Source organism: Priestia sp. TSO9 (genome assembly GCF_021029645.1).
GTDB classification, from domain to species: Bacteria; Bacillota; Bacilli; order Bacillales; family Bacillaceae_H; genus Priestia; species Priestia megaterium_E.
The window spans coordinates 347,359-369,239 of sequence record NZ_JAJEKD010000015.1 but is presented as its reverse complement, the minus strand read 5'-3'; the positions used below and the strand labels follow the sequence as shown (position 1 = coordinate 369,239).

Here is a 21,881-nt window from a genome sequence, read left to right as displayed (position 1 = left end):
GCTCACTAGTAGCTTGGTTAATGTTATACTTGCTCCATAAGCTTAGCGTGGAGGTGTCAGCATGAGCAAGCATCATGATTTAACAGCATCATACGGAGAATCGTTAGTGACGTGTGAACATCAGTTTGAAGCTAGCTATTACTATCATCAAGTGCGCGAACAGTGCATGAATCACATTCATGAAATAAGCAAAGCGGTAGATGAATTCACCGTTGATTTTACAGATGAAAGTTTGAAAATATTAGAGCTTCTTTACTATGATCTAGAAGACAGCAATTGTTTTGACTATTTTTCGATGACAAAAGAAGAATTCGAAGAGTGTATGGGCGTATACTTTGGTGAGGTGGTTACGTCTACTATTGATGAAGCGCGCTGGGTTGTGAAAGAATATCCGCTTATGGAAAACAAGTATGTGACCGGAATTGAAAAAGGGAATCTTTCACTCATGTTTCCCCACGGCTTTTTTAACCATAAAGAGCGTCATCCAGAGTGCGTTTTTACTCTTTATCATTTATATAAACAGCTGCAAAAATAGGAAAAAGGTGAACGTAAGTTCACCTTTTTTATTGTCCCAGCTTTATGGGAATATAAATATCCATTTCATATGTATCACTATATAAATTGCTGTGTATAGCTGTATTTACAATTTCAAGAGCAGGACCTTCAATCATGCTGTAAGGAGAGTTCGGCAGCCATTCATTCCAGATGCTGTTGTACGTCGACCCGAGCGATGTAATGGGACCTCTGTGTTTAAACTGCAGGTATGTAAACGAAGGAAACGTATGAACGCTCATACCGTTTGGAATACAAGCCGTATCAGCCACTTCTGTCCCTGCAATATAAAAATAATTTTCTTTTTTCGGAGCCATGCAAATGCCTGTAACCACATGAGGTTCTTTTGAAGTGCTAATCATTTCTTTTTCTTTAAGTATTTGCTTCAAAAGATTCTCTTTTTGATACTCTCCGTTTTTTGCTATGCCTATCACTGAAAATCCTTCTTTATATACAACTTTACCTTGCATAATCCACCTCGAATTTTTCAAGCTCTAGCTTTTATTCTATCAATCATAAATTACTTTACCGTGATTGTAACATAATCTTAAGTAGATATCGATGCAGAAAATGGAACATTACAGTAGCCAGCTTTTGTGAATTAAGAAATAGCTTTAGCAAGCTGGTTAACGGAGGTCTTTGAACTCTTAGTCATGTAAACCAAAAGGGAAGTATATACTTTATTACCGTATATTTCATATAACTAAGAGGAGGAAAAGTAATGGGAGACGTAATTCAAAGCCAGCTGAATATATTTTCATCGCAGTCTCAAAGCGTGCAGTCGTTGACTTACGGTTCTGAAACGAGCATTTTAACAGTAAATGCTGAGACAAAAAAAAATAATCAGAAGATGAAAATAGATGGGTTTGCTACAATTGAAGCAAACATTCCTCTTGGGTTAACTAGCTATCAATACGGGGTAACACTTAGAGTATATAGAAATTCTCAGCTTTTGTTTTCACAGAATTTACAGCAAGGAGCTGCAGCCGTTCTAACACTATCATTTACTCAGCAAAATGCTCTTTCTTTTACATGGGTAGATACAGTAGCATCAATCGGTACATACACGTACTCAGTCAGAATGGAATTTTTTGTCCGGTCTTCAACTGGGGTGACCGTTCAAACGACTACCCGTGCAATTGCGATTACTACATAAAAACAGCGCCAGAATTCTGGCGCTGTTTTTTTACTGATGCAACACTTTATTTATATAACGTTTACGAAGAGTAAATCCGGGAAACTCCTTAATATAAGTCAAAATGGTAGCTAAACCAGTAGTCGTCCTGCACATTCTTTGTGTTTGAAGCGACAATATGCTCATGACCTTGTTCGTCCGTGGCAATCCAGTTGTAGTTGATATCCATTTTAATCGGATACATATTGCCTTTTTTAAACAAAATAACGGGGGGAGTTACTTCAACGAACTCGTTTAGTTTTTTAACAACATTTTCTTTACAGCGAATTAGCTCCATGTCTTTTTCTCCTTCGGTGTTATTGCACAATCATATTTTTTGCGTTGTGCACAATATATAATTTAAAATAACAAAAGTAAGTTTAGCACATTTTACAAAAAACAGAGAAATAAAAAGGAGCGATATCGATGAATGAACAAATTTTATTAGCAGAACGTCCAAAGGGGATGCCAACAAAAGATACGTTTAAATACGAAAAAATTGAAATGCCTACAGCAAAAGAAGGCGAGGTACTTGTTCAAACACTGTACCTTTCTGTTGATCCGTATATGAGAGGACGCATGAACGATACAAAATCATATGTTCCTCCATTTGAGCTAAACGCACCGCTTGCAGGCGGCATTGTAGCACGCGTAACGGAATCAAAATCAGATCGCTTTAAAGAAGGCGATATCGTGACAGGTATGCTTCCTTGGAAACGCTATTCAGCGGCAGAAGCAAAAAACTTACAGAAAGTTGATCCAGAGCTAGCGCCAATTACAACGGCTATCGGCGTTCTTGGTATGCCTGGTCTCACAGCTTACTTTGGACTGCTTGAAATCGGTCAGCCAAAAGAAGGCGAAACAGTAGTCGTTTCAGGTGCAGCAGGTGCTGTTGGATCTGTTGTTGGTCAAATCGCTAAAATTAAAGGCGCACGTGTTGTCGGCATCGCAGGTTCTGAAGATAAAATTGCTTATTTAAAAGATGAGCTCGGATTTGATGAAGTGATTAATTATAAAAAAGGAAATGTGAAAGAAGCGTTAGAAGAAGCGTGTCCTAATGGTGTTGACGTTTACTTTGAAAACGTCGGCGGAGAGATTTCAGATGCAGTTGTTAGCTTATTAAATAAATTTGCGCGCATTCCACTTTGCGGCCAAATTTCACTGTATAACTTAGAAAAACAAGACGTTGGGCCGCGTGTTCAAACACCTTTATTAATTAACAGTGCGTTAATGAAGGGCTTTATCGTAGCCGACTATGCAGACAAATTCCCTGAAGGCATTAAGCAGCTAGGCGAATGGGTGCAGCAAGGAAAAATCAAGTACAGCGAAAACGTTGTAGAAGGTTTTGAAAATGTACCTGAAGCGTTCCTTGGTTTATTTGAAGGAGCAAACTTAGGAAAACAGCTTGTAAAAGTAGCAGAATAAGCAAAAAAACTTGCGGGATCATTCCCGCAAGTTTTTTTTACATAGTTGAAGCCGTTTGTTGTTTCGCTTCTTCTTCAATATGTTCACCAGTGCGTTCGATTGGGGAGCGTTTGTGATAGCGTCCAAGCAGTCCTGTCATGATGAAGATCCCAATTAACGAATAAAGCACTTGCACCACGCCAAATACCACCGTTGCAGAGCCGACAATCAGTACATCTGTTAAAAGCATTGTTTTACCTGGATTAATGCCAAATCGTTTATCAAGAAACACGCATAGCATGTTGATTCCGCCAAGAGAAGAACCGTGGCGAAACAAAAAAATCAGTCCAATGCCGACAATAACGCCTCCCACAACCGCAGCTACAAGCGGATGCGGAAGCGCAAACGAAAAGTTGGCAGCTAATAAATCGGACATCACTGACATCAGGCTAACGCTGATGAAGCTTTTTATCGTAAACTGAAGTCCAATTTGTGTAAGAGCCATAAAATAAAATGGTAAATTGATAATAAAAAACAATACCCCAAATGAAATACCGGTTAAATGCTGCAGGACGATTCCAAGTCCTGCTGTTCCGCCAATAACGAGGTTAGAAGCGGTTAAAAATTGAATTCCGATGGCAACGCACAAGCAGCCAAAGGTAATCCATCCCCATTGTTTTACGTGATTCATATCTCCATCCCCTTTTGTATATTTATACAATACTTTCGATAGAAAACACCGTCTTTTAATTCACAAAATCTATTTTACTATATATCTTTTCAAAAAAAAGCACTTTTGTGAGAGAATCTAACACAAGATTAAAAGTTAGATAATTCAGATTTATTAAGTTTTTTTGAAGCGAATGAGTGATAAACCAATATGTTTCTAAAAAAAAGATTACAAAGAAAGAATGAGAAAAACGGATTTTGGAAAATGTATAAACAAATATTTGGATAATGGTTAAAAAAAGGGAGGAAACATTAGTTAAAACGAACAATTTTAACTAAAATTAAAATATAATTCGTATTTTTATTGATTTTTTGTTTAATTGAGGTAATATATAACATTATTAGCATGAAAATATGTAGAGATGGAAGTGGATGCGAAATGAATAAGAAATTATCAGCGTTGACAGGGGTGGCTGTACTTGCTTTTTCACTGACAGCATGTGCCCCTCAGCAGGAAAAAGAAGTGTCTGCTGAGAAAAAAGAACCCGCTCAAAACCTAGCTGATCAGCAAATCATGGCGGACGCTTGGTACCAAACATCGGGAGAAATGAAAGCTTTGTATTACCAAGGCTATAATACAGGAAAGCTTCGTTTAGATGAGGCGCTTGCAAAAAGTACCGATAAAAAGCCTGCCATTATTTTGGATTTAGATGAGACCGTGCTTGATAATAGCCCATTTCAAGCTTCAGCAATCAAAACCGGCAAAGGATTTCCTTATAAGTGGGATGAGTGGGTGCAAGCAGCAAAAGCGAAAGCAGTACCAGGTGCTGTTGATTTCTTGACGTATGCGGATCAAAAAGGCGTAGATATTTACTATATTTCAGGCCGTACAACTTCTCAGCTTGAGGCAACAATTAAAAACCTAAAGAATTTACATATTCCTCAAGCAACCAAAGACCATGTGCTATTAACGGGTCCAAAAGATGAAGGAAAAGAAACGCGCCGTCAAAAAGTAGCGACAAATCATAATGTAGTCCTGCTGTTTGGTGATAACTTATCTGATTTTAGCGGCTTTGATAAAAAGTCCATTACTGATCGAAATAAGCTTGTAGAAGAGCAAAAAGAAGCGTTTGGCCAAAAGCTAATCGTATTTCCAAATCCAATGTATGGAGATTGGGAAGGAGCTATTTATAACTACGACTACTCAATTTCGGACAAACAAAAAGATAAGCTTCGCCGCGAACAGCTTCAGTATTTCAACTAAAAAAGAAATGGAGACATAACGAAATCGCTCCAATTCAAAGACGAACAAATTGGATATATGAGCTGAACCGCTTGTTACACCGCTGTTGATTTCCGTGCAAGACTTCGCTTTCCGCGGGCGGCCGATGAGCCTCCTCGTCGCTTCCGCTCCTGCGGGGTCTCATCTATTCCGCTTTTCCCGAAGGAGTCTTCGTCTTGCTCTCCAATCAACAGCTAGAAGCATCTGCATTGAAACCTGTGTTCACCATCACAATAAAAAATCCGAACGAGGTTGATTCTCCATTAAGAATCAACCTCGTTCGGATTTCCCTTTAACTAACATATTGTTGTCCCAGCTTCTTTTAATCTTTTCACTATAGCTTGTCCAACTGATCCCGCTTTTTAAGAAAGAAGCCAAGGAGCATAAGGAGCTTGCTTCCACTCGTGTTTTAACATGCCATAAATCACAAGGTCATGGTAGTGATCATATAGGTATTCACCTTCTCTGCAAATGCCTTCTTCTGTAAAACCTAGACGCGCAGGGATGGCTTTACTTTTTTCGTTATTAACCCCGCAGCGTATTTCGACTCGATGAAGGTTTAACGTATTAAATGCATAATTCAGGCATCCGTGTACGGCTCTTGTCATAATACCTTTTCCTTGAAAATCATGTCCAATCCAATAGCCGAGACTTGTACTTTTGTTTCCCCAATTAATTCCGTGAAAACCAATCATCCCGGCGATTTCTCCGTAGTACCGAATGATGGCCTGGAATCCTTGGTTATTATAATATTGAGCTCTCCATTCAGGGATGAGTTCATCATAGTCAGCAATACTTTGCATGCTATCTACCCATGGGAGCCATTCTTTTAGGTAAGGTCTTGACTCGTTAATAAGAGAAAGCAAGGGGAAAGCGTCAGTTGATTCAATCAAATGCAAACTAACTTCGTCATCAATTTTGTATTCAAACATACGAAAGCCTCCTGTGATGATGGGCCTGCTGAGATAAGCGTAGCGTGTAGGCAGTTCTAACATCTAGTTTTTCTTTATTCTACCACAAGTAACAGAAGGGAGAACGAGGAAGTTTAGGCTAAAAGTAAATAACGTATAAAGTCGATAGGATTTTAATGATTAAAAAAATTAATAATTGAAAGCACTTTTATCAATATTTTTACAGAAAAGAAGCATATACAGTGATACAATGGAAGAAGAGATAAGGCGCTGTATGTATACATACTTTCTAACAAACATGATATTGGATCGATAAAAGCAGGTGGTAAAAACATGGATGTACAACTATTAATAACGGTATTTGCACTCGGGTTTTTCGGGTCATTTTTAGCAGGTATGCTTGGAATTGGAGGATCAGTTGTTTTGTACCCGCTGCTGCTATTTGTCCCGCCTCTTGTAGGAGTGGGAATGTTCAGCGCGCACGAAGTAGCTGGTATAGGAGCCGTGCAGTCGCTGTTTGCGTCTGTTTCAGGAGCTCTTGCTTACAAAAAGGGCGGCTATTTGAATAAACCGTTAATTTTATATATGGGCATCAGCGTCTTAGTTGGCAGTCTCATTGGTTCAACGCTATCAAACTCGTTTTCAGAAGGAATGATCAATTTCATTTACGGCGTGATGGCAACAATTGCTGCAGGATTAATGTTTATGCCCAAAAAAAATAATCCAGCGGCCGATTCATTCGAAGTGACGTTTTCAAAACCCTTGGCAGCAGCTCTGGCGTTTTTAGTTGGAATTTGCGGGGGGATTGTTGGAGCAGGGGGCGCATTTTTACTTGTTCCTATTATGATTACCGTGTTAAAAATTCCTGTGCGCGTAACGATTGCAAGCTCATTAGCCGTGACGTTTATTTCGTCTATGGGAACAACATTCGGTAAAGTAATGACGCATCAAGTCCTTTTGCTTCCGGCGCTTATGATTATTGGAGCAAGCTTACTAGCAGCTCCAATCGGCGCTTTTGTCGGGCAAAAGACGAAGGTAGCGTCGCTGCAAGTTATCTTAGCGATCGTTATTACGGCGACTTCGCTGAAAATATGGTTTGATTTACTAATGAAATCTATTCATTAAAAAAAGCTGCCTTTTTAAGGACAGCTTTTTTATTTGGTTGTTGATGACACAAGGTGAGCGACTAAAATATAGCGTTCAGGTGCTGAACCAACGTAATTAAACGGATAACAGGTGCTGACGGTTAAAGTAGCTCTAGGCTTTGGCACAATAACGGTCCGGTCATCCGCATCAACGATTCGTACTTTGTTCACTTTGTATGTGAAGGTGCCTGCTGCCGTGTTCACTACGAGCGAATCGCCTTCACCGACGTCTCCAAGCTTACGAAAAACCGTATCGCGATGTCCTGATAGAACAGAATTGTCGTTTTGACCAGGCAGCACGCTTCCTGCAAAATGACCCACGCCTTTTTCTAATTCATCTTCGTTCGTACCGTGATAAATCGGCAGCTTAGCGTTTAATTTAGGAATATATAATTCTCCCATTAAATCACCGATTTTTGGCTGTTTCGGGTAAGACACATTTGACACTTTCGGCTTTTTTTCCGGGCTAGCAGTACGAGAGTGTACCGTTTTTTTAGCTTCAACAGAAGAAGCTTCAGCAGAAGAGTCCGCTGTTGAAGAATCCTTGCTTTTAGAAACTGAAGCTGCGGCTGGTTCTTCTGTATCCATTGTTTTAAATGCCAAATAGCCTCTTGCAAATTTATAGGCATTTGTTGTTGTAAACCAAAGACCAAAGCAAATGACGGCGGCTAAAAGGGAAAGAACAATCAACCGCTTTTTGCGATTGATTGTTCTTCTTGTTTTTCTTGGTTCCATTTTATGCGCGTCTCACTTTGCGGAAAAGAACAAAGCCAGCGGCTACAAGCACTAATCCAATTAATGTATTTGTTACATAATTAGAAGCCGTTTCCGGAAGCTTTCCGCCTTTAACGGTTTTTTGTACAGCGCCATTCGTTTGTTTCTTTACCGGTTCTTGCTTCTTTTCTACTGCTGGTTTTTGCGCTTGAGCTGGTTTTGCTACAGCTTCAGCAGATTTTTCCACTTCTTTTCCTGTGTCTGTGATGATATCAGAATTAAACATATCGCCTGTGATCACCATGTCTGCTAAAAATTTACCGTCTGTTGTATAAAGAGAAATTTTTAGACTTGCATTTTTTAATTCTTCTAAGTTGATTAAATCAGTAAGAGAAAGCGGTCTTTCATTTCCGCCTTGTACAAGTGAAAACTTAGCGTCTAAATGGAAGATTGATAGCATTTCTTTATAAATAGACATTAATTCAGCGATTTGATCAGCAGATAATTCTGTTGCTGTATCAAAATCTTCGAATGCCGCTAAGCGCTCGCCTAATTGATCTAAGCGGTTAAGCGTTGCTTCATTTGAAAGCTCATCTTCTAACGATGTAAAATGTGCTTCAATTCGATTTAACTCTTCTGAAGTTAAGCCTAATTCAGACTGCATAAACGATAGTAAGCCGCTTAAATCTTCTTCGCTTAATTCATCATCGTAAGAAGCGGCTTCTTCGTCATATGACTCATCATCTTCATACCAGTCGTCGCCCTCTAGATAGAAGTCAACATCCTCGTATAAATCATCTAGATATACATAATCGTCTAAGCTTTGGCCGTTCTCTTTTAATAACGCATTTAAGCTTGTTTTGTCTAAGTCAAAATCTGCATACACATCTTGTACGTTATGTAAGTCAGCTGAAATTGGTTCACCTAAAAATTCTTCTAAATCTGCGATTGTATCGTAGTTTTCAAGACTATCGTCATACAGTGAAAGTGAATATTCAACGTCGTCTTTGGTTACTTCAAAGCCTCGCGTTTGGCTTACCGATTTTAAATACTTGTTAAAATCTGCGTCAAATGTTGACGCTGATGCGAATGAAGACGTTGGAAATACGCCTACAAACAGCAGAAATGATAATAGTATTGCCCCCAGTTTTTTCATCAATTTTCTCCTTTTTTTTACGTTTTCTACAAGATTATATAGGAAGAGTTATAAATTTACAATATATACTTATATTATATATACCTTGAATATAGTGGTAATTTAAGGGATTTATAGAACTGTATATTTTGAGAATCCCGTATGAAAGGGAGCGGAAAGCCCTAGATAGAAAAAGGAGGAAATAAAGAAAAAGGTTTATATTTTTTTTGCAGAGGCAGAAATATAAAAAAGATATCAAAAAAGAACAGCACTTAGAAGCTGTTCTTTTTGAAATGATATGTAAGCCTTAGCATAGATAGTTGAAATTCGATACCGTTCCGCTTTAGAAAAAGGTGGTTACGAGTTATGATTTTAGTAAGGATAGTGAAGAAAAGTGAGAGCGCGGTTTTGTCAGCTCTATTTTGATTCCTTTTAGCCTTAAACGTTCTACAAACTGTTTGCGTTTTTTTCGCTTTTCATGCGGGGATTGATTCATATTTGCCTCATCCTCCATATTTAGTCAAGTAGCTAACATATCATTATCATAATCAAAAGATGACGGTTACACAATAAACATTCTCAAATATTCACAAAGATTTAAAATTTGTTACATTGATAGTGTACATGTACCCCATTCTCTTTTTTTATAACATCTCAATGTGCTGTTTTTAAATCGAAGTTTTGTAAATCCTGTCGCAGGCTAAAAAACGCGCTGACTTTTATATTTTGATTCACTGTGCTTAAAAGCTATACTAGTAGTGCGTATAGAAAAGAGTAAAACGAATTTTTACATCTCATCTATTCGTATACAAAAAAGAAAGAGGGATTTTGATGAAAACAGAACAGCAGTATTTTGAAGAAGGAAAATCAATTCAAACATATATGAACGACATGAGTACATTAAAAGAGGAAAGTTTAGCTGTTTATGAACAATTTCAGCTTCCTAAAGATGGACTGGCTGACAAATTAAAGGCTCACAAGCTTCATTTCTTAGCGATTACTGAAGATTGGTGCGGAGATGCGATGATGATTAACCCAATCATTCGTAAAGTAGCTGAAGCTGCCGGTATCGATGTGCGCGTTGCACTGCGAGATGCGGACACCAAATTAATTGACCGTCACTTAACAAACGGAGGACGTGCCATTCCGATTATTTTAATTTTTAATAATGAAGGGACGCTACTTGGGAAGTGGGGCCCCCGTGCTCCCGAAGTTCAGCAAATCGTCGATGAGCTTCGTGCCACGCTCCCTTCAAAAGAAGATCCTTCGTTTGAAGAGAAACAAAAAGAAGTTTTTTCTTCGTTACGAACAAGATATAAAGAAGAACCAGCTCTTTGGTCGCATGTTTATAACAGCTTTAAAGAAACGGTTTTAGCAGTTGTGAAATAACTTAAAAAAGCAGGATAAAATGAGTGCTTCATTTTATCCTGCTTTTTTTCTGGTTATTGCAACAAGATCGTTTGTATATCACTTTAATGGAAAGGCAGCTCTTATGAATGTTAGTGTTCAAATCGCGCACTTTTAATTGAAAAAACGCACAAAATTCTAAAAATAAAAATATTTTTTATTCAAAACGCGTACTTTTTAACTTGATGATGATATAATAACAAATAATAAATGAAGAAAGGGGACGCGTGAATGAATGGAAAAGCTTTCGGCTAGTACTTTTAAGCAGCATTTTTAAAGTTCAAAATGAATTTTATTTTTTAAATTTAATGAAAGCGCTTAATAACTCACTTCTCAGAAAATATAGAAGAAAGGTGTTAGATACATGAATAACTTACATAGAAAAATGGGAACGTTTTCTCTCATGATGGTCGGCCTTGGATCTATTATTGGATCAGGATGGCTGTTTGGGGCATGGAGAGCTGCTCAAATTGCAGGACCCGCAGCAATTGCTTCTTGGATTATTGGAATGGTTGTTATTTTATTTATAGCTCTTTCTTACAGTGAACTAGGATCGATGTTTCCAGAAGCAGGAGGTATGGTTAAATATACGCAATACTCGCACGGCTCATTTCTTGGCTTTATTGCGGCTTGGGCAAACTGGATTGCAATCGTATCGGTTATTCCTGTTGAAGCCGTTGCTTCTGTTCAGTATATGAGTTCATGGCCGTGGGAGTGGGCGAAATGGACAGGCAGTTTAGTAGAAAACGGGATTCTTACCGGAAAAGGCTTGGCTATTGCTACAGGACTATTAATCATTTATTTTCTTCTAAATTACTGGACCGTCGGCTTATTTTCGAAAGCTAATTCACTTATTACCGTGTTCAAGATTGTAATACCAGGGCTTACGATTGGTGCTCTTTTATTCGCAGGGTTTCACGGAGGAAACTTCTCCTCTGCAGGAGGCGTTGCTCCAAATGGATGGGCAAGCGTTTTGACAGCTGTTGCTACGTCTGGGATTGTGTTTGCTTTTAACGGTTTTCAAAGCCCTATTAATATGGCGGGAGAAGCAAAAAATCCGGGTCGCTCTATTCCGATTGCAGTAGTAGGCTCCATTTTAATTGCAACCGTGATCTATGTATTGCTTCAAATTGCGTTTATTGGAGCGGTAAATCCTTCAGAAATCGTAAAAGGATGGAGTCATCTTAACTTTAATTCGCCGTTTGCCGATCTAGCGATTGCGTTAAATATTAACTGGCTTGTTATTGTGTTATATGCCGATGCTTTTGTATCGCCATCAGGAACAGGTATTACGTATACAGCTACCACGTCACGCATGATTTATGGTATGGAAAAAAATAAATATTTGCCGAATATACTGGGACGAGTTCATCCGCTTTATGGAGTTCCTCGTCAAGCCATGTTTTTTAATCTATTTGTCTCATTCATCTTTTTATTTTTATTTAGAGGCTGGGGAATTTTAGCCGAAATTATTTCTGTAGCTACGTTAATTTCATATCTTACTGGTCCTATCACAGCTATGACCTTAAGAAAAACGGGGACCGATCTTTATAGACCTTTACGTATAAAAGGGTTAAATGTAATAGCGCCTCTTGGCTTCATCTTTGCTTCACTTACTCTTTACTGGGCAAGATGGCCGTTAACTGGACAGGTATTATTTATTATTTTAATAGGGTTACCGATTTATTTTTATTACCAAGCAAAATCAAAATGGAAAGGCTTTGGTCAAAACTTCCGAGCCGGCGTTTGGATGATTGTCTACTTATTATGTATGATGACAATCTCTTGGATAGGAAGTGAAAAGTTTGGGGGACTCAATATTATTAAATACGGCTGGGATATGGGTCTTATTGCAATCGTTGCACTTTTCTTTTATGCTTGGGCACTTAAAAGCGGATACAAAACAGAGTATTTAAAAGAAGCAATTCATGTTAATAATGAAATAAAAGCAGCGGAAGCACAGACTGCCTCAGCTAAAGAGCAGATCATAGAAAAACAAATTAAATAAGTAGTAAAAATGAGGCTGGGACAAAAGTATTTCAGTTGAAGTCAAATGCGAACTATTAATTATTTTTTGATTGGTAGTTCGTGTTTTTTTGTTGTTATGTTGAATATAGATTTTATGTGTATAGTTGGTTCTAGCAGTTAATTGGAGGGCAAGGCGAAGGCTCCTTCGGGAAAAGCGGAATAGGTAAGACCCCGCAGAAGCGCAAGCGACGAGGGGGCTCACCGGCCCCCGGCGGAAAGCGAAGTCTTGCACGGAAATCAACTGCGGTGTAACAAGCAGTCCAGCTTATGTATCCAATTAGTTATGTGTCAGCCTCTTCTTTTGTGGATAAATTTTATTTTTTTGAATACTAGATAGTAAAAAATGCTATAATGGTTGGCAAAATCATGCAGGGGAGAACGACTTATGGATATCGTATCAATCACTTCTTTTTTAGGCGTAGCCGCTTTGCTTACGGTTATGCCTGGACCTGATAACTTATTTGTTTTAGCACAAAGCATATCAAACGGTAGATATGCAGGAATCTCGACTTCATTAGGGCTTTGTACGGGCTTGCTTGGTCATATAGCTGCAGCAACATTGGGTCTATCGGCTGTTATCTATCAATCGGCTTTAGCATTTGCTATTGTAAAATACGCTGGAGCAGCTTATTTATTATATCTGGCTTATAAGACATTTACAGCAAAAGATTCCGCTCTCGCTGTTGAAAACAAAGAAGCTGTTGAGTACAAGGTGCTATACAAAAAAGGAGTGATTATGAATCTGCTAAATCCAAAAGTTTCGCTCTTTTTTCTTGCTCTTTTACCTCAGTTTGTTAATCATTCAACCGGACACGCCACACAGCAAATGCTTGTTTATGGAGCTGTATTTTTAGTTCAAGCGCTGATTATTTTTACGTTCATTAGTCTATTTGCAGGTAAAGTAGGGGAGTTTTTGCGGAAATCTTCGGCGCTGTCTAAGCGGCTTAATCTTGTGCAAGGCTCTATCTTTACGCTTATTGGCTTAAAAATTGCTTTTAGTGAGAAATAGCAGAAGATAAGACGGCGAACCTTCTTTTTATCTCTATTAAAAGGTGTGGACATAGGTTAGTTAAAGGGAGATCCGAACGATAAATCCAATTCGTTCGGATTTTTTATGTATGTAGTTGCTTCTAGCTGGTGATTGGAGGGCAAGGCGAAGGCTCCTTCGGGAAAAGCGGAATAGGTGAGACCCCGCAGAAGCGCAAGCGACGAGGAGGCTCACCGGCCCCCGGCGGAAAGCGAAGCCTTGCACAGAAATCAACAGCGGAGTAACGAGATTCACGCTAGCTCATTTATCCGTCTTTATTTTTTGCTTTAAAACAGCGGTCCCTAGCAAAATCCTGCTTTTTTGAGTGAATATTCTCGAATGTTTTAAGGGGACGAACCCTTCTTGTCCAATCACATATATATATAGAATGAGAGATAAAACATCAGGCATAGCCAGTGTTAATCACAAGTTCTTTCATATTATGATTGAAAGGAAAGATTCACATGAAAAAAGTATGGCTAGATGCAGGACACGGCGGTACAGATTCAGGTGCTTTAGGAAATAATTTGCGTGAAAAAGATATTACGCTGCAGCTTGTACTACACGCGCGGGCGTATTTAGAACATAACTATTCCGTAGATGTTCAAGTAACCCGTTCAACCGATGTGTTTGTTTCATTATCAGATCGAGCGAACCGGGCTAATGCATGGGGAGCGGATATTTTTGTTTCTATGCACATCAATGCTGGAGAAGGTACTGGATTTGAAACGTATCGATATCCATCACAAGAGGGAAGTCAATCTTCTCTTTTACAAAAAGAGCTGCACACGGAGATTTTACCAACCATGCGCAAATTTGGGACGATTGCAGATCGTGGTTTAAAAACGGCTAATTACGCTGTACTGCGTGAAACAAATATGCCAGCTGTTTTAACAGAAAACTTGTTTATCGATACGACAGCCGACGCTGAAAAATTAAAAAACGCGACGTTTCTTCGGGAAGTGGGCGAAGCGCACGCGCGTGGAATTGCTAAGTATTTAAACTTACCTTCTAATGGAGTCACATTCTATACCATTCAATCTGGAGATACATTTTATAGCATTGCAAAGAAGTATAATATCACCGTTCAGCAGCTGCAGGATGCAAACCCTGGCGTAGATCCTGCAAAACTGCAAATTGGCCAGCAAATTGTTCTTCCTGTCACTACGTATACTGTACAAGCAGGAGATACGTTTTATAGCATTGCGAAAAAATATAGCATGACCGTCCAGCAGCTGCAGGATGCAAATCCTGGTGTGGATCCTGCAAAATTACAAATTGGCAAGCAAATTATCATTCCCGCTGTTTAATATCTGTAAATAAAAAAGATGACACGGCAGCGTGTCATCTTTTTTATTTATTGAACTAATCTTACAAGCATATGGGCAAGGTGATGCTGCTGTTCTTTGTCTCCAACCTTCCACAGTTCGTGAAGCAGGTTTTCCTCTCGATTGCGAGGCTCTTCATGCTTAGCAAGGTAATCAGCTACTTTTTGAGCTGTTTTAGCCAGCTGTTCCTCATTCATCCCTAACTTTTCACCTTTTGAGACCTTGTCCCCTAGATAACTTTTAAATCCTTCGAAGCTAGAGAGAATATCCTCTTTTTTCTCCTCGCTCATAGAATTAATTGCTCCTTCAACTTTTGCTGAATGATTTGTTTCTACAGAATTACTCATAGTTTTTTTCTCCTCTCATGGTTATATTTGGGTGTTAGAAAGCATATTCCCTGAGGGTTCAGTAACTAAACGTCCGAATGTATTATTTTTATATTATGGGGTTATACAAGGGCTTAAAAAGGTGAGGTCAACCGAGATTTTATCAGCCAATAATAAAATGACAAAAAAGACTTTGAATAAAGAAATCAAAGTCTTTTACTGATTTTTATACTGCAGCATCATACTTCGGGCGTAGGAGTAGGAGTGGCATAGCCTTCCTTATATTTATCATTGATTTCTTGACGAATGTCTTCGATGCTTTTGCCTTTGCTGTAGTCTACTACAGCTTGAGCGGCTATTTCTAAACAGACGCCGCATTTTGTTCCGTGATCATCCCACGTCACTGCCCCGTTTCCTTTGTTTTCAAAAATAAAACAGTCGTAGTTGTTTTGATGATTAGCTTCTTCTCCACATCCGCAGTAGCAAGGAATGTTTTCAAGTAAGGTTTGATGCTTAGCAGCGGCTGCATAAATAAGCTGCATATCTTTGGGCTTGTCACTTAGAAAAGAGGGAAGAGTTTCACTATTTTTTGTTTCTTCTCGTTTATCACCTAATGTGTGCTGCTGATGTTCTTCATGTTGTGTTGCTTCTGTATGTTTGCTCCCTGAACTTTCTTTACTTTCGTTTCCGCAGCCGGAGACCATGCCCGCTGCAAGGACAGCTGTTATGACCTTTGATTTTATCATCAGAATGTTCATCCTTTCTTCAATTAAAGCTAGACAATCATATGTAGACCCATCATGTTAAGCAGGTATCATTTGTCTTTAAAGTCATTCATCAACTTTCTGCAAAATAATTTTCCGATACATACCTTTCAACATGACGCTTGAATTCTCCTTCAAGATAAGCTGATCCCGGCTTGCTTCAAACACATGTTCAAAAGAGAGTCCAATATCCGTTCCCAGTAATTTTACGAAAGGGCGGAATATCTTTTTAGGAAAAGCCGCTGATTTCTTTTTGGTTTCAAATTTATCAAAAATCAGGATAGTTCCCTTAGGCTTTACTACTCTTGTCATTTCTTTTAAAGCTTGCTTTGCATCAGGTACTACGCTAAGAATTAAGCTTGCTACAACTACATCAAACGAAAAAGAGTCGAATGTTAGCTGCTGAGCGTCCATTTGGTGGAAGGTTATAGATGGATTTTTGTATTTATCTTTTGCTTTTTGAAGCATTTCACTGGAATAGTCGATGGCTGTTACATTTACTTCATGAGGAATAAAAGCTAAATCTGCCCCCGTTCCAACACCTACAAATAAAATGCGCTGTTCAGATGAAAAGTGGACGTCTTGAAAGACTTTTTTTCTGGCTCGATAAAACATCCCGTTATTAAAAAACGCATCATAAAAAGGAGCCCAACACTTATAAATAAATTGATTCCAGCGGTTATTCACGTAAACCCTCCTAGAAAATAAGCTTTCCAACGCCTGCTGGAAAGCTTATGGATTACATTTAATTTTTCATTTTGAGTAAGCGAAGACTGTTTAAAATAACAAGTAGCGCTGCTCCTGTATCGCTTAAGACGGCAATCCATAGAGTAAGCCAACCTGGGAAGATAAAGGCTAAGGCAATGACTTTAACAATAATAGAAAACCAAATGTTTTGTTTGATGACAGCTAACGCTTTGCGGCTTAGCTTCATCGTATGAGGAAGCTTTTCTAAATTGTCTGCCATCAGGACAATATCAGCTGTTTCCATGGCCGTATCAGTACCAGCACCGCCCATTGCAATGCCAAGATCAGCAGTTGCGAGGGCAGGGGCGTCATTAATTCCATCTCCAACCATAGCGGTTTGATACCCTTCATGTTGAAGCTGCTGTATGGCTTTTACTTTGTCTTCAGGCAGCAAATCAGCAAAATAGCGGTCTACCCGAGACTCAGAGGCAATCCTTTTAGCTGTTCCTTCGTTATCACCGGTCAACATCACAATCTGCTGCATTCCGTTTTGTTTGAGGCTTTCTAAAGCAGATACGGTTGTATGTCTGATGGTATCAGCTACGCTAATGATGCCTAGAACACTTTTAGCTGTTCCGACAATAATAATCGTTTTACCTTCGTTTTGAAGCTTTTCAATATGAGACCAGCAGTGGGATAGAGGTGTTTCTAAATCTGAGAATAATTTTGCATTACCTGCGTAATAAACCGTTTCTTGAATTGTTGCTTGCACGCCTTTTCCTGTAAGGATTTTAAAATTTGATCCTTGTAAAGAACCGACTTTCTTCTCCGCTGCATAATACACGATAGCGCGGGCAATGGGATGATTTGAATAATCTTCAAGCGTTTTTGTTATTGCTAAAAGCTGATTTTCTTCAGCAGCAAGGGAAACAACCTCTGAAACAGCTGGTTTTCCTTCTGTTAGCGTTCCTGTTTTATCAAAAGCAATCGCATTGATTGCACCCGCTTTTTCTAAAAATGTCCCGCCTTTAATGAGCACGCCATTTTTCGCCGCGTTTCCAATCGCAGATACAATAGCGACGGGAGTAGAAATGACTAGCGCACATGGACAAGCCACAACTAATAATTCAAGCCCCTTGTAAAACCACTCACTCCATGCACCATCAAACAGGGGAGGGATGACCATAATGAATAAAGCTAAAATAAAGACGATAGGCGTGTAAATGGTTGCAAATTTATCAACAAATGCTTGAGTAGGCGCTTTTTTCTCCTGTGCTTCTTCCACTAAATGAATAATTTTAGAAATCGTCGTATCTTCTACTAGCTTTGTTACCTTAATTTCTAACGATCCGCTTTCGTTAATGGTGCCTGCATAAACAGCATCACCGACTACTTTATCAACTGGAATAGATTCACCTGTAATAGGGGCTTGGTTGATACTGGATTCGCCATTTGTAATTTCACCATCCAGCGGAATTCGATCTCCTGGCTTTACGACAATCACAGTGCCGATTGAAATATCTTCCGCTGCTTTTTTAATCAGCTGGCCATTTTCTTTCACCCATGCTTCAGAAGGAGCTAAATCCATCAAACCTCGTATCGAGTTTCTTGTTTGTTCAATCGACCTTGTTTGTAAAGCAACGCCTAAAGCAAATAGCCAAACGACCGTAGCACCTTCAAGCCATTCACCAATAACAGCTGCTCCAAGTGCTGCAACGGTCATTAAAACATTCATGTCTAAAGAACGGCTTTTAATTCCGTAATAAGCACTTTTAGCCGGCTTATATCCGCTAACAATCATGGCAATAGCGTACAGTACAGTTGTCATATAAGAAGCAATTCCTGTATGAGAACCGATAAAACCTAATGCGATGAGAATACCTGAAAAAATAATCGGACCATTTTTGCCTTTATGGTGCCTAGATTCAGCAGGCTGCCTGCTGCTCGTCACTAAAGTAGCGGTATAGCCAGCTTTAGATACTTCCTTAATAATGTCATCCGCTTCATTATCATGTTCAATTTGTGCTTTTCCCGTTGAAAAGTTAACGCGTACGTCTTTGACAGCAGGAACTGTTTTTAAATGATTCACAATTGTGTTCGCACAAGCTGCACAGTCCATTCCTTCAATCAAATACGTTTTCATTTTCTTGTTTGATTGAATAGGCTCAATACTAAACCCTAGTCTTTCCACGGAGTTTGGAATGAGTGACAGAGCCGACTCGCTTGTTGCCGCCACTTGAAGCTTTCCTGTATTGTAGTTGATTGCTACATGTTGAATGTCGTTTAACGTCTTTAAACTTTTTTCAATGGTAGCAGCACAGGAAGGGCAATCCATTCCATACACGCGGTATTCAGCCGTTTCTTCTATGTTGCTGCCTGTTGCTATATCCTGGTCGCCGCAGCAGGCATGCTGGCTTTTATCGGTCGTTAACGCAATCGTATCTGAACAGCAGCTGTGACTGTGTTCATGACTCTTTGTGCCGCAGGAAGAAGGCTCTTCAGTAGATGCGGCTTCTGAAGAAGAGGAGCAGCAGGTCTTGCTTTCAATTTCTGGTGAAGAAGATCCGCTGCAGCAGTTTCCGGTATGCTGATGATTTTTTTTATCTTCGTGTTTCATTGTGTCCCACTCCCTATACGGTAAGAAAAACTTAAATAGTTACGTCTTCTTTTTTAGCAAACATGATATCAATTACTTGTTTAATATGTGCATCTCTTAAAGAATAAAAAGCTAACTTTCCTTCTTTGCGATAATTGGCAATTCCTATATTACGCAGCAGTCTTAGGTGATGAGAAGCAGTCGCAACTGTAGAGCCTACAATATTGGCTACGTCACATACACATAATTCCTCGCCTTTATACAGAGCCAAGACGATTTTAAGCCTCGTTTCATCTCCTAACGCTTTGAACAGGACAGAAACCCCTTGAACAGCTTCGGCATCGATAGCAGGCTTAATACGGTTTACTTTTTCTTCATTAAAACAATAAATATCACAGCGGTCTTTTGGCATGATTTCCTCCTTCATTCAAACATTCAAATGATTGTTTGTTTATAATATATGTCAATTTTTAAAAATGTTCAAACATTTATTGAGTATTCGGAATTTTTTTCTGAGCAAAACATAAATATAGAAAGAATAAATATGAAAAGTATGCCTATTAGTGTATGTACTATGGACTAAATGGTGCGGGCGAAAAGAGAATGACTTTACGTGTAGAACAAAACAAAAAGCCACCCCTATAGGTAGCCTTTCAATGACTTTAAAAATGATAGCAATAATGAAATACAGCTTAGACTTTGTTCACTTAATTAGCGTTTTAATCGATTAAATAATAAATCTGCTGCATTATTTAACACCTTGTCCGATTCTTTTAATCGTTTGTCTGAGTTTTCTAAATAGGATTGAGCAGATAATACAACATCTAACGGATCCTTGACATTCTTCTTTTCGGTACATACTAAATGCCCTACACCATTTTTCCAATGAATCGTGCATTTAAAATTTACAAATGTATCCTCCCTCGTTCTCAAACGCAAATGCCTGATGATGGGGTTAGATGAGGAGTACTGTGACAGCATCCACATTGCTTGTTTCCGGTCGTCTTTATGAATAATGCTCCACAGACTGGAGACTGAAGAAAAATAAGAATGTGCTTGACTAGAAAAATGAAGGATTTCACCTTCTTGATTTAATTGAAAGTAAGGAACGGGGATCCATTTAAGTATGTTACTTTCCATCATGCACCTCTCCCAACTTAAGTAATCTCTTTTACCATATCACAATTACCTAATATTTGTATGATTTTTATTAATTTCCCCGTGCTTTTTCCAGTTTTAAGCTGTAAAACCTAAAGAACTATTCAGTTTAAAACACTTGAAAAAAGAACGTATGTTCGATAAACTAAAAATTAAAGGAGCGAATTCTATGCGGCGGCTACTTCAAGAAAGCTACTCTTCAAAACGACCTGTTGAAATTATTTATATGGACGATAAAGGATGTTTGACACAGCGATTTATCATTGTGTATAAAATTTATCCTCAGAGCGTAAAAGCTTGGTGCTTACTAAGGAACGAGAAACGAACGTTTAAAATAGAGAATATCCTTTCATGCGGATTCAGCAATAAAAGAAAAAGCAGTTTTAGGCAGAAAGCTCACTCAATTTAAGAGTGGCTTTTTCATATCATTTCCTCTTATGGCGTGTGAGTTATTTTCATACACTATATCCACCAGAAAGGGGAATGAACATGACATTAAACCAAGGAAATAAAACTAAGCACAGCGCTAAAGGAAGAACGGAAAAAGATGATATGACCATGCAGGGTGAGAAAAACCAGCATGAAGCAAAAAGTACCTCTTTGTCTCATAACAATTGTCGGGCAAACCTTGATGGAGATTAATCTAAGAAAGGAAAGCTTTCGTTTCCGAAGCTTTCCTTTTTTGTGTATATCGCATTTTTAAGTTAACCTGTATTTTTCTGGGCCAATCACAATATAGTCTCTCGCTTCACGTGTTCATACTATCCTATCTCGCATCCTTCATTTGTAGAAACATCTTTCTAACGTTTGTGCAACATTGGTTCTACTATATTACTCATAAGCGAACTTCAGTTTTAACGGGAAAGAAAAGGGGAAATGAAAATAAAAATTCTGCGTTTCTTCATTATAATAAGAAAAAACGATCTGTTTACTAGTATTTAAATCTTTCGAAAAGTCAAAATAAATAATGATTGATTTCGTCACTTTATTGTGGTTTTATAATAAAGTGTAAAAAGACCATTTTTCTTTCAGAGAGAAATGAGATAGAGTACTTCTGTGTTGATTCTTTCTTTTGAATATAGTATACATACAGGGGTATAGAAATTAATTGGGAGGAAAACATGGCGATACTATATATGAGCATAGGTATTTTACTTTTATTAATTTGTTACAGTTTTTATAAACGCTATGTGCCGGTGCAGGGAATAAAGAAAGTGACGACCGCCGACTGTGCTTCTACAACAATTTCGTATGTAGATGTTCGTCATTTTCATGAAATGAAACAAAATCCCTGTCAAAAAGCAATCCATATTCCGCTTCCTTATTTAGAGAGACAGCATGAGGAAATTCCATATAAAGAAGTGGTCGTAATTGTTCCTGACAGCATTTCCCGAAATTTAAGCATCCGGCAGCTCAAAAAACATGGGTATCAGGTCAAGGGATACATGTGTGCGGAAAGATGTGTGTAATAAAAAGAACAGCAAATGACCCTTTATAGGGTTTCCTTTTGGAAAACTGTGATATATAAGCTAAAAGATACCTGTGTCAAAATGGGTATCTTTTTTTGTTATGAA

26 protein-coding genes are annotated in these 21,881 nt (G+C 38.6%); 12 read left to right on the top strand and 14 right to left on the bottom strand.

Going from position 1 to position 21,881, the window contains the following annotated elements:
- The first annotated feature begins 61 nt into the window (after positions 1–61).
- A complete protein-coding gene (locus tag LJC66_RS16705; protein ID WP_013057856.1) occupies positions 62–535 on the top strand; it encodes a hypothetical protein in 474 nt (157 codons plus the stop codon).
- 28 nt (positions 536–563) lie between these two features.
- On the opposite strand, the gene LJC66_RS16700 is transcribed toward LJC66_RS16705, so the two are convergent.
- Positions 564–1,022, bottom strand: a complete 459-nt coding sequence (locus LJC66_RS16700) for a GyrI-like domain-containing protein (RefSeq protein WP_230933056.1) — start codon at positions 1,020–1,022, stop codon at positions 564–566.
- Positions 1,023–1,273: 251 nt separating this feature from the next.
- Here LJC66_RS16700 and LJC66_RS16695 point away from each other — a divergent pair, with 251 nt between their 5' ends.
- On the top strand, positions 1,274–1,708 hold the full coding sequence (locus LJC66_RS16695; RefSeq protein WP_028414441.1) for a hypothetical protein: 435 nt from the start codon (positions 1,274–1,276) through the stop codon (positions 1,706–1,708).
- Positions 1,709–1,796: 88 nt separating this feature from the next.
- Here the strand turns inward: LJC66_RS16695 and LJC66_RS16690 are convergent, their stop codons facing one another.
- Positions 1,797–2,024, bottom strand: a complete 228-nt coding sequence (locus LJC66_RS16690; protein WP_013057853.1) for a hypothetical protein — start codon at positions 2,022–2,024, stop codon at positions 1,797–1,799.
- Positions 2,025–2,152: 128 nt separating this feature from the next.
- Between LJC66_RS16690 and LJC66_RS16685 the strand changes: the two genes are divergently transcribed.
- Positions 2,153–3,151, top strand: a complete 999-nt coding sequence (locus LJC66_RS16685; RefSeq protein ID WP_014459317.1) for an NADP-dependent oxidoreductase — start codon at positions 2,153–2,155, stop codon at positions 3,149–3,151.
- Between the two features lie 37 nt (positions 3,152–3,188).
- Here LJC66_RS16685 and LJC66_RS16680 read toward each other — a convergent pair whose 3' ends face one another.
- Complete coding sequence (locus LJC66_RS16680) at positions 3,189–3,821, bottom strand: YitT family protein (RefSeq protein WP_014459318.1); 633 nt, start codon at positions 3,819–3,821, stop codon at positions 3,189–3,191.
- 417 nt (positions 3,822–4,238) lie between these two features.
- Between LJC66_RS16680 and LJC66_RS16675 the strand changes: the two genes are divergently transcribed.
- Complete coding sequence (locus LJC66_RS16675; RefSeq protein ID WP_230933055.1) at positions 4,239–5,063, top strand: 5'-nucleotidase, lipoprotein e(P4) family; 825 nt, start codon at positions 4,239–4,241, stop codon at positions 5,061–5,063.
- A 74-nt stretch (positions 5,064–5,137) separates the two neighbouring features.
- Here LJC66_RS16675 and LJC66_RS27805 read toward each other — a convergent pair whose 3' ends face one another.
- Positions 5,138–5,272, bottom strand: a complete 135-nt coding sequence (locus LJC66_RS27805) for a hypothetical protein (RefSeq protein ID WP_269067753.1) — start codon at positions 5,270–5,272, stop codon at positions 5,138–5,140.
- A 171-nt stretch (positions 5,273–5,443) separates the two neighbouring features.
- Positions 5,444–6,013 carry a GNAT family N-acetyltransferase gene (locus LJC66_RS16670; RefSeq protein ID WP_025751097.1) on the bottom strand — a complete coding sequence of 190 codons (570 nt, stop codon included), beginning with the start codon at positions 6,011–6,013 and terminating at the stop codon, positions 5,444–5,446.
- Positions 6,014–6,325: 312 nt separating this feature from the next.
- Between LJC66_RS16670 and LJC66_RS16665 the strand changes: the two genes are divergently transcribed.
- On the top strand, positions 6,326–7,117 hold the full coding sequence (locus LJC66_RS16665; protein ID WP_013057848.1) for a sulfite exporter TauE/SafE family protein: 792 nt from the start codon (positions 6,326–6,328) through the stop codon (positions 7,115–7,117).
- Positions 7,118–7,146: 29 nt separating this feature from the next.
- Here LJC66_RS16665 and LJC66_RS16660 read toward each other — a convergent pair whose 3' ends face one another.
- From LJC66_RS16660 to LJC66_RS27800, 3 genes are all read right to left on the bottom strand, one after another.
- Positions 7,147–7,872, bottom strand: coding sequence for a class D sortase (locus tag LJC66_RS16660; RefSeq protein ID WP_028409236.1), 726 nt, complete (start codon positions 7,870–7,872; stop codon positions 7,147–7,149).
- Between the two features lies 1 nt (position 7,873).
- Entirely contained in the window at positions 7,874–9,007 is a 1,134-nt protein-coding gene (locus LJC66_RS16655) for a processed acidic surface protein (protein ID WP_230933054.1), read from the bottom strand.
- A gap of 343 nt (positions 9,008–9,350) precedes the next feature.
- The gene (locus tag LJC66_RS27800) at positions 9,351–9,482 is read right to left on the bottom strand and encodes a hypothetical protein (protein ID WP_013057845.1); all 132 of its coding nucleotides are present in this window, start codon (positions 9,480–9,482) and stop codon (positions 9,351–9,353) included.
- A gap of 335 nt (positions 9,483–9,817) precedes the next feature.
- Here LJC66_RS27800 and LJC66_RS16650 point away from each other — a divergent pair, with 335 nt between their 5' ends.
- The 5 genes from LJC66_RS16650 to LJC66_RS16635 all read left to right on the top strand — a co-directional run bounded on the left by LJC66_RS16650 (position 9,818) and on the right by LJC66_RS16635 (position 14,758).
- A complete protein-coding gene (locus LJC66_RS16650; protein WP_195696524.1) occupies positions 9,818–10,375 on the top strand; it encodes a thioredoxin family protein in 558 nt (185 codons plus the stop codon).
- A gap of 382 nt (positions 10,376–10,757) precedes the next feature.
- On the top strand, positions 10,758–12,401 hold the full coding sequence (locus LJC66_RS16645) for a glutamate/serine transporter AimA (protein WP_230933053.1): 1,644 nt from the start codon (positions 10,758–10,760) through the stop codon (positions 12,399–12,401).
- 405 nt (positions 12,402–12,806) lie between these two features.
- On the top strand, positions 12,807–13,430 hold the full coding sequence (locus LJC66_RS16640; protein ID WP_230933052.1) for a LysE family translocator: 624 nt from the start codon (positions 12,807–12,809) through the stop codon (positions 13,428–13,430).
- 128 nt (positions 13,431–13,558) lie between these two features.
- Complete coding sequence (locus tag LJC66_RS27795; RefSeq protein ID WP_269067656.1) at positions 13,559–13,693, top strand: hypothetical protein; 135 nt, start codon at positions 13,559–13,561, stop codon at positions 13,691–13,693.
- A 219-nt stretch (positions 13,694–13,912) separates the two neighbouring features.
- The gene (locus LJC66_RS16635) at positions 13,913–14,758 is read left to right on the top strand and encodes an N-acetylmuramoyl-L-alanine amidase (RefSeq protein ID WP_230933051.1); all 846 of its coding nucleotides are present in this window, start codon (positions 13,913–13,915) and stop codon (positions 14,756–14,758) included.
- 47 nt (positions 14,759–14,805) lie between these two features.
- Here the strand turns inward: LJC66_RS16635 and LJC66_RS16630 are convergent, their stop codons facing one another.
- From LJC66_RS16630 to LJC66_RS16605, 6 genes are all read right to left on the bottom strand, one after another.
- Positions 14,806–15,123: a DUF3243 domain-containing protein gene (locus LJC66_RS16630; RefSeq protein WP_013083905.1), complete on the bottom strand. Its 318-nt coding sequence runs from the start codon at positions 15,121–15,123 to the stop codon at positions 14,806–14,808.
- Between the two features lie 218 nt (positions 15,124–15,341).
- A complete protein-coding gene (locus LJC66_RS16625) occupies positions 15,342–15,848 on the bottom strand; it encodes a PCYCGC domain-containing protein (protein ID WP_230933050.1) in 507 nt (168 codons plus the stop codon).
- Between the two features lie 84 nt (positions 15,849–15,932).
- Positions 15,933–16,553, bottom strand: coding sequence for a class I SAM-dependent methyltransferase (locus LJC66_RS16620; RefSeq protein ID WP_230933049.1), 621 nt, complete (start codon positions 16,551–16,553; stop codon positions 15,933–15,935).
- A 58-nt stretch (positions 16,554–16,611) separates the two neighbouring features.
- On the bottom strand, positions 16,612–19,170 hold the full coding sequence (locus tag LJC66_RS16615) for a heavy metal translocating P-type ATPase (protein ID WP_230933048.1): 2,559 nt from the start codon (positions 19,168–19,170) through the stop codon (positions 16,612–16,614).
- A 31-nt stretch (positions 19,171–19,201) separates the two neighbouring features.
- Positions 19,202–19,561 carry an ArsR/SmtB family transcription factor gene (locus LJC66_RS16610; protein ID WP_230933047.1) on the bottom strand — a complete coding sequence of 120 codons (360 nt, stop codon included), beginning with the start codon at positions 19,559–19,561 and terminating at the stop codon, positions 19,202–19,204.
- Positions 19,562–19,860: 299 nt separating this feature from the next.
- Positions 19,861–20,292 carry a PAS domain-containing protein gene (locus LJC66_RS16605; protein WP_230933046.1) on the bottom strand — a complete coding sequence of 144 codons (432 nt, stop codon included), beginning with the start codon at positions 20,290–20,292 and terminating at the stop codon, positions 19,861–19,863.
- A 504-nt stretch (positions 20,293–20,796) separates the two neighbouring features.
- Here LJC66_RS16605 and LJC66_RS16600 point away from each other — a divergent pair.
- Together LJC66_RS16600 and LJC66_RS16595 are read left to right on the top strand one after the other, a co-directional pair.
- On the top strand, positions 20,797–20,949 hold the full coding sequence (locus LJC66_RS16600; RefSeq protein WP_230933045.1) for a hypothetical protein: 153 nt from the start codon (positions 20,797–20,799) through the stop codon (positions 20,947–20,949).
- Between the two features lie 479 nt (positions 20,950–21,428).
- On the top strand, positions 21,429–21,776 hold the full coding sequence (locus LJC66_RS16595) for a rhodanese-like domain-containing protein (protein WP_028409228.1): 348 nt from the start codon (positions 21,429–21,431) through the stop codon (positions 21,774–21,776).
- Positions 21,777–21,881: the final 105 nt, after the last annotated feature.

Bases quoted from the DNA above. Each gene is read 5' to 3' on its own strand.
- LJC66_RS16705 (WP_013057856.1), top strand. From the start codon at position 62: ATGAGCAAGCATCATGATTTAACAGCATCATACGGAGAATCGTTAGTG.
- LJC66_RS16700 (WP_230933056.1), bottom strand. From the start codon at position 1,022: ATGCAAGGTAAAGTTGTATATAAAGAAGGATTTTCAGTGATAGGCATA.
- LJC66_RS16695 (WP_028414441.1), top strand. From the start codon at position 1,274: ATGGGAGACGTAATTCAAAGCCAGCTGAATATATTTTCATCGCAGTCT.
- LJC66_RS16690 (WP_013057853.1), bottom strand. From the start codon at position 2,024: ATGGAGCTAATTCGCTGTAAAGAAAATGTTGTTAAAAAACTAAACGAG.
- LJC66_RS16685 (WP_014459317.1), top strand. From the start codon at position 2,153: ATGAATGAACAAATTTTATTAGCAGAACGTCCAAAGGGGATGCCAACA.
- LJC66_RS16680 (WP_014459318.1), bottom strand. From the start codon at position 3,821: ATGAATCACGTAAAACAATGGGGATGGATTACCTTTGGCTGCTTGTGC.
- LJC66_RS16675 (WP_230933055.1), top strand. From the start codon at position 4,239: ATGAATAAGAAATTATCAGCGTTGACAGGGGTGGCTGTACTTGCTTTT.
- LJC66_RS16670 (WP_025751097.1), bottom strand. From the start codon at position 6,013: ATGTTTGAATACAAAATTGATGACGAAGTTAGTTTGCATTTGATTGAA.
- LJC66_RS16665 (WP_013057848.1), top strand. From the start codon at position 6,326: ATGGATGTACAACTATTAATAACGGTATTTGCACTCGGGTTTTTCGGG.
- LJC66_RS16660 (WP_028409236.1), bottom strand. From the start codon at position 7,872: ATGGAACCAAGAAAAACAAGAAGAACAATCAATCGCAAAAAGCGGTTG.
- LJC66_RS16655 (WP_230933054.1), bottom strand. From the start codon at position 9,007: ATGAAAAAACTGGGGGCAATACTATTATCATTTCTGCTGTTTGTAGGC.
- LJC66_RS27800 (WP_013057845.1), bottom strand. From the start codon at position 9,482: ATGAATCAATCCCCGCATGAAAAGCGAAAAAAACGCAAACAGTTTGTA.
- LJC66_RS16650 (WP_195696524.1), top strand. From the start codon at position 9,818: ATGAAAACAGAACAGCAGTATTTTGAAGAAGGAAAATCAATTCAAACA.
- LJC66_RS16645 (WP_230933053.1), top strand. From the start codon at position 10,758: ATGAATAACTTACATAGAAAAATGGGAACGTTTTCTCTCATGATGGTC.
- LJC66_RS16640 (WP_230933052.1), top strand. From the start codon at position 12,807: ATGGATATCGTATCAATCACTTCTTTTTTAGGCGTAGCCGCTTTGCTT.
- LJC66_RS16635 (WP_230933051.1), top strand. From the start codon at position 13,913: ATGAAAAAAGTATGGCTAGATGCAGGACACGGCGGTACAGATTCAGGT.
- LJC66_RS16630 (WP_013083905.1), bottom strand. From the start codon at position 15,123: ATGAGTAATTCTGTAGAAACAAATCATTCAGCAAAAGTTGAAGGAGCA.
- LJC66_RS16625 (WP_230933050.1), bottom strand. From the start codon at position 15,848: ATGATAAAATCAAAGGTCATAACAGCTGTCCTTGCAGCGGGCATGGTC.
- LJC66_RS16615 (WP_230933048.1), bottom strand. From the start codon at position 19,170: ATGAAACACGAAGATAAAAAAAATCATCAGCATACCGGAAACTGCTGC.
- LJC66_RS16610 (WP_230933047.1), bottom strand. From the start codon at position 19,561: ATGCCAAAAGACCGCTGTGATATTTATTGTTTTAATGAAGAAAAAGTA.
- LJC66_RS16605 (WP_230933046.1), bottom strand. From the start codon at position 20,292: ATGATGGAAAGTAACATACTTAAATGGATCCCCGTTCCTTACTTTCAA.
- LJC66_RS16600 (WP_230933045.1), top strand. From the start codon at position 20,797: ATGACATTAAACCAAGGAAATAAAACTAAGCACAGCGCTAAAGGAAGA.
- LJC66_RS16595 (WP_028409228.1), top strand. From the start codon at position 21,429: ATGGCGATACTATATATGAGCATAGGTATTTTACTTTTATTAATTTGT.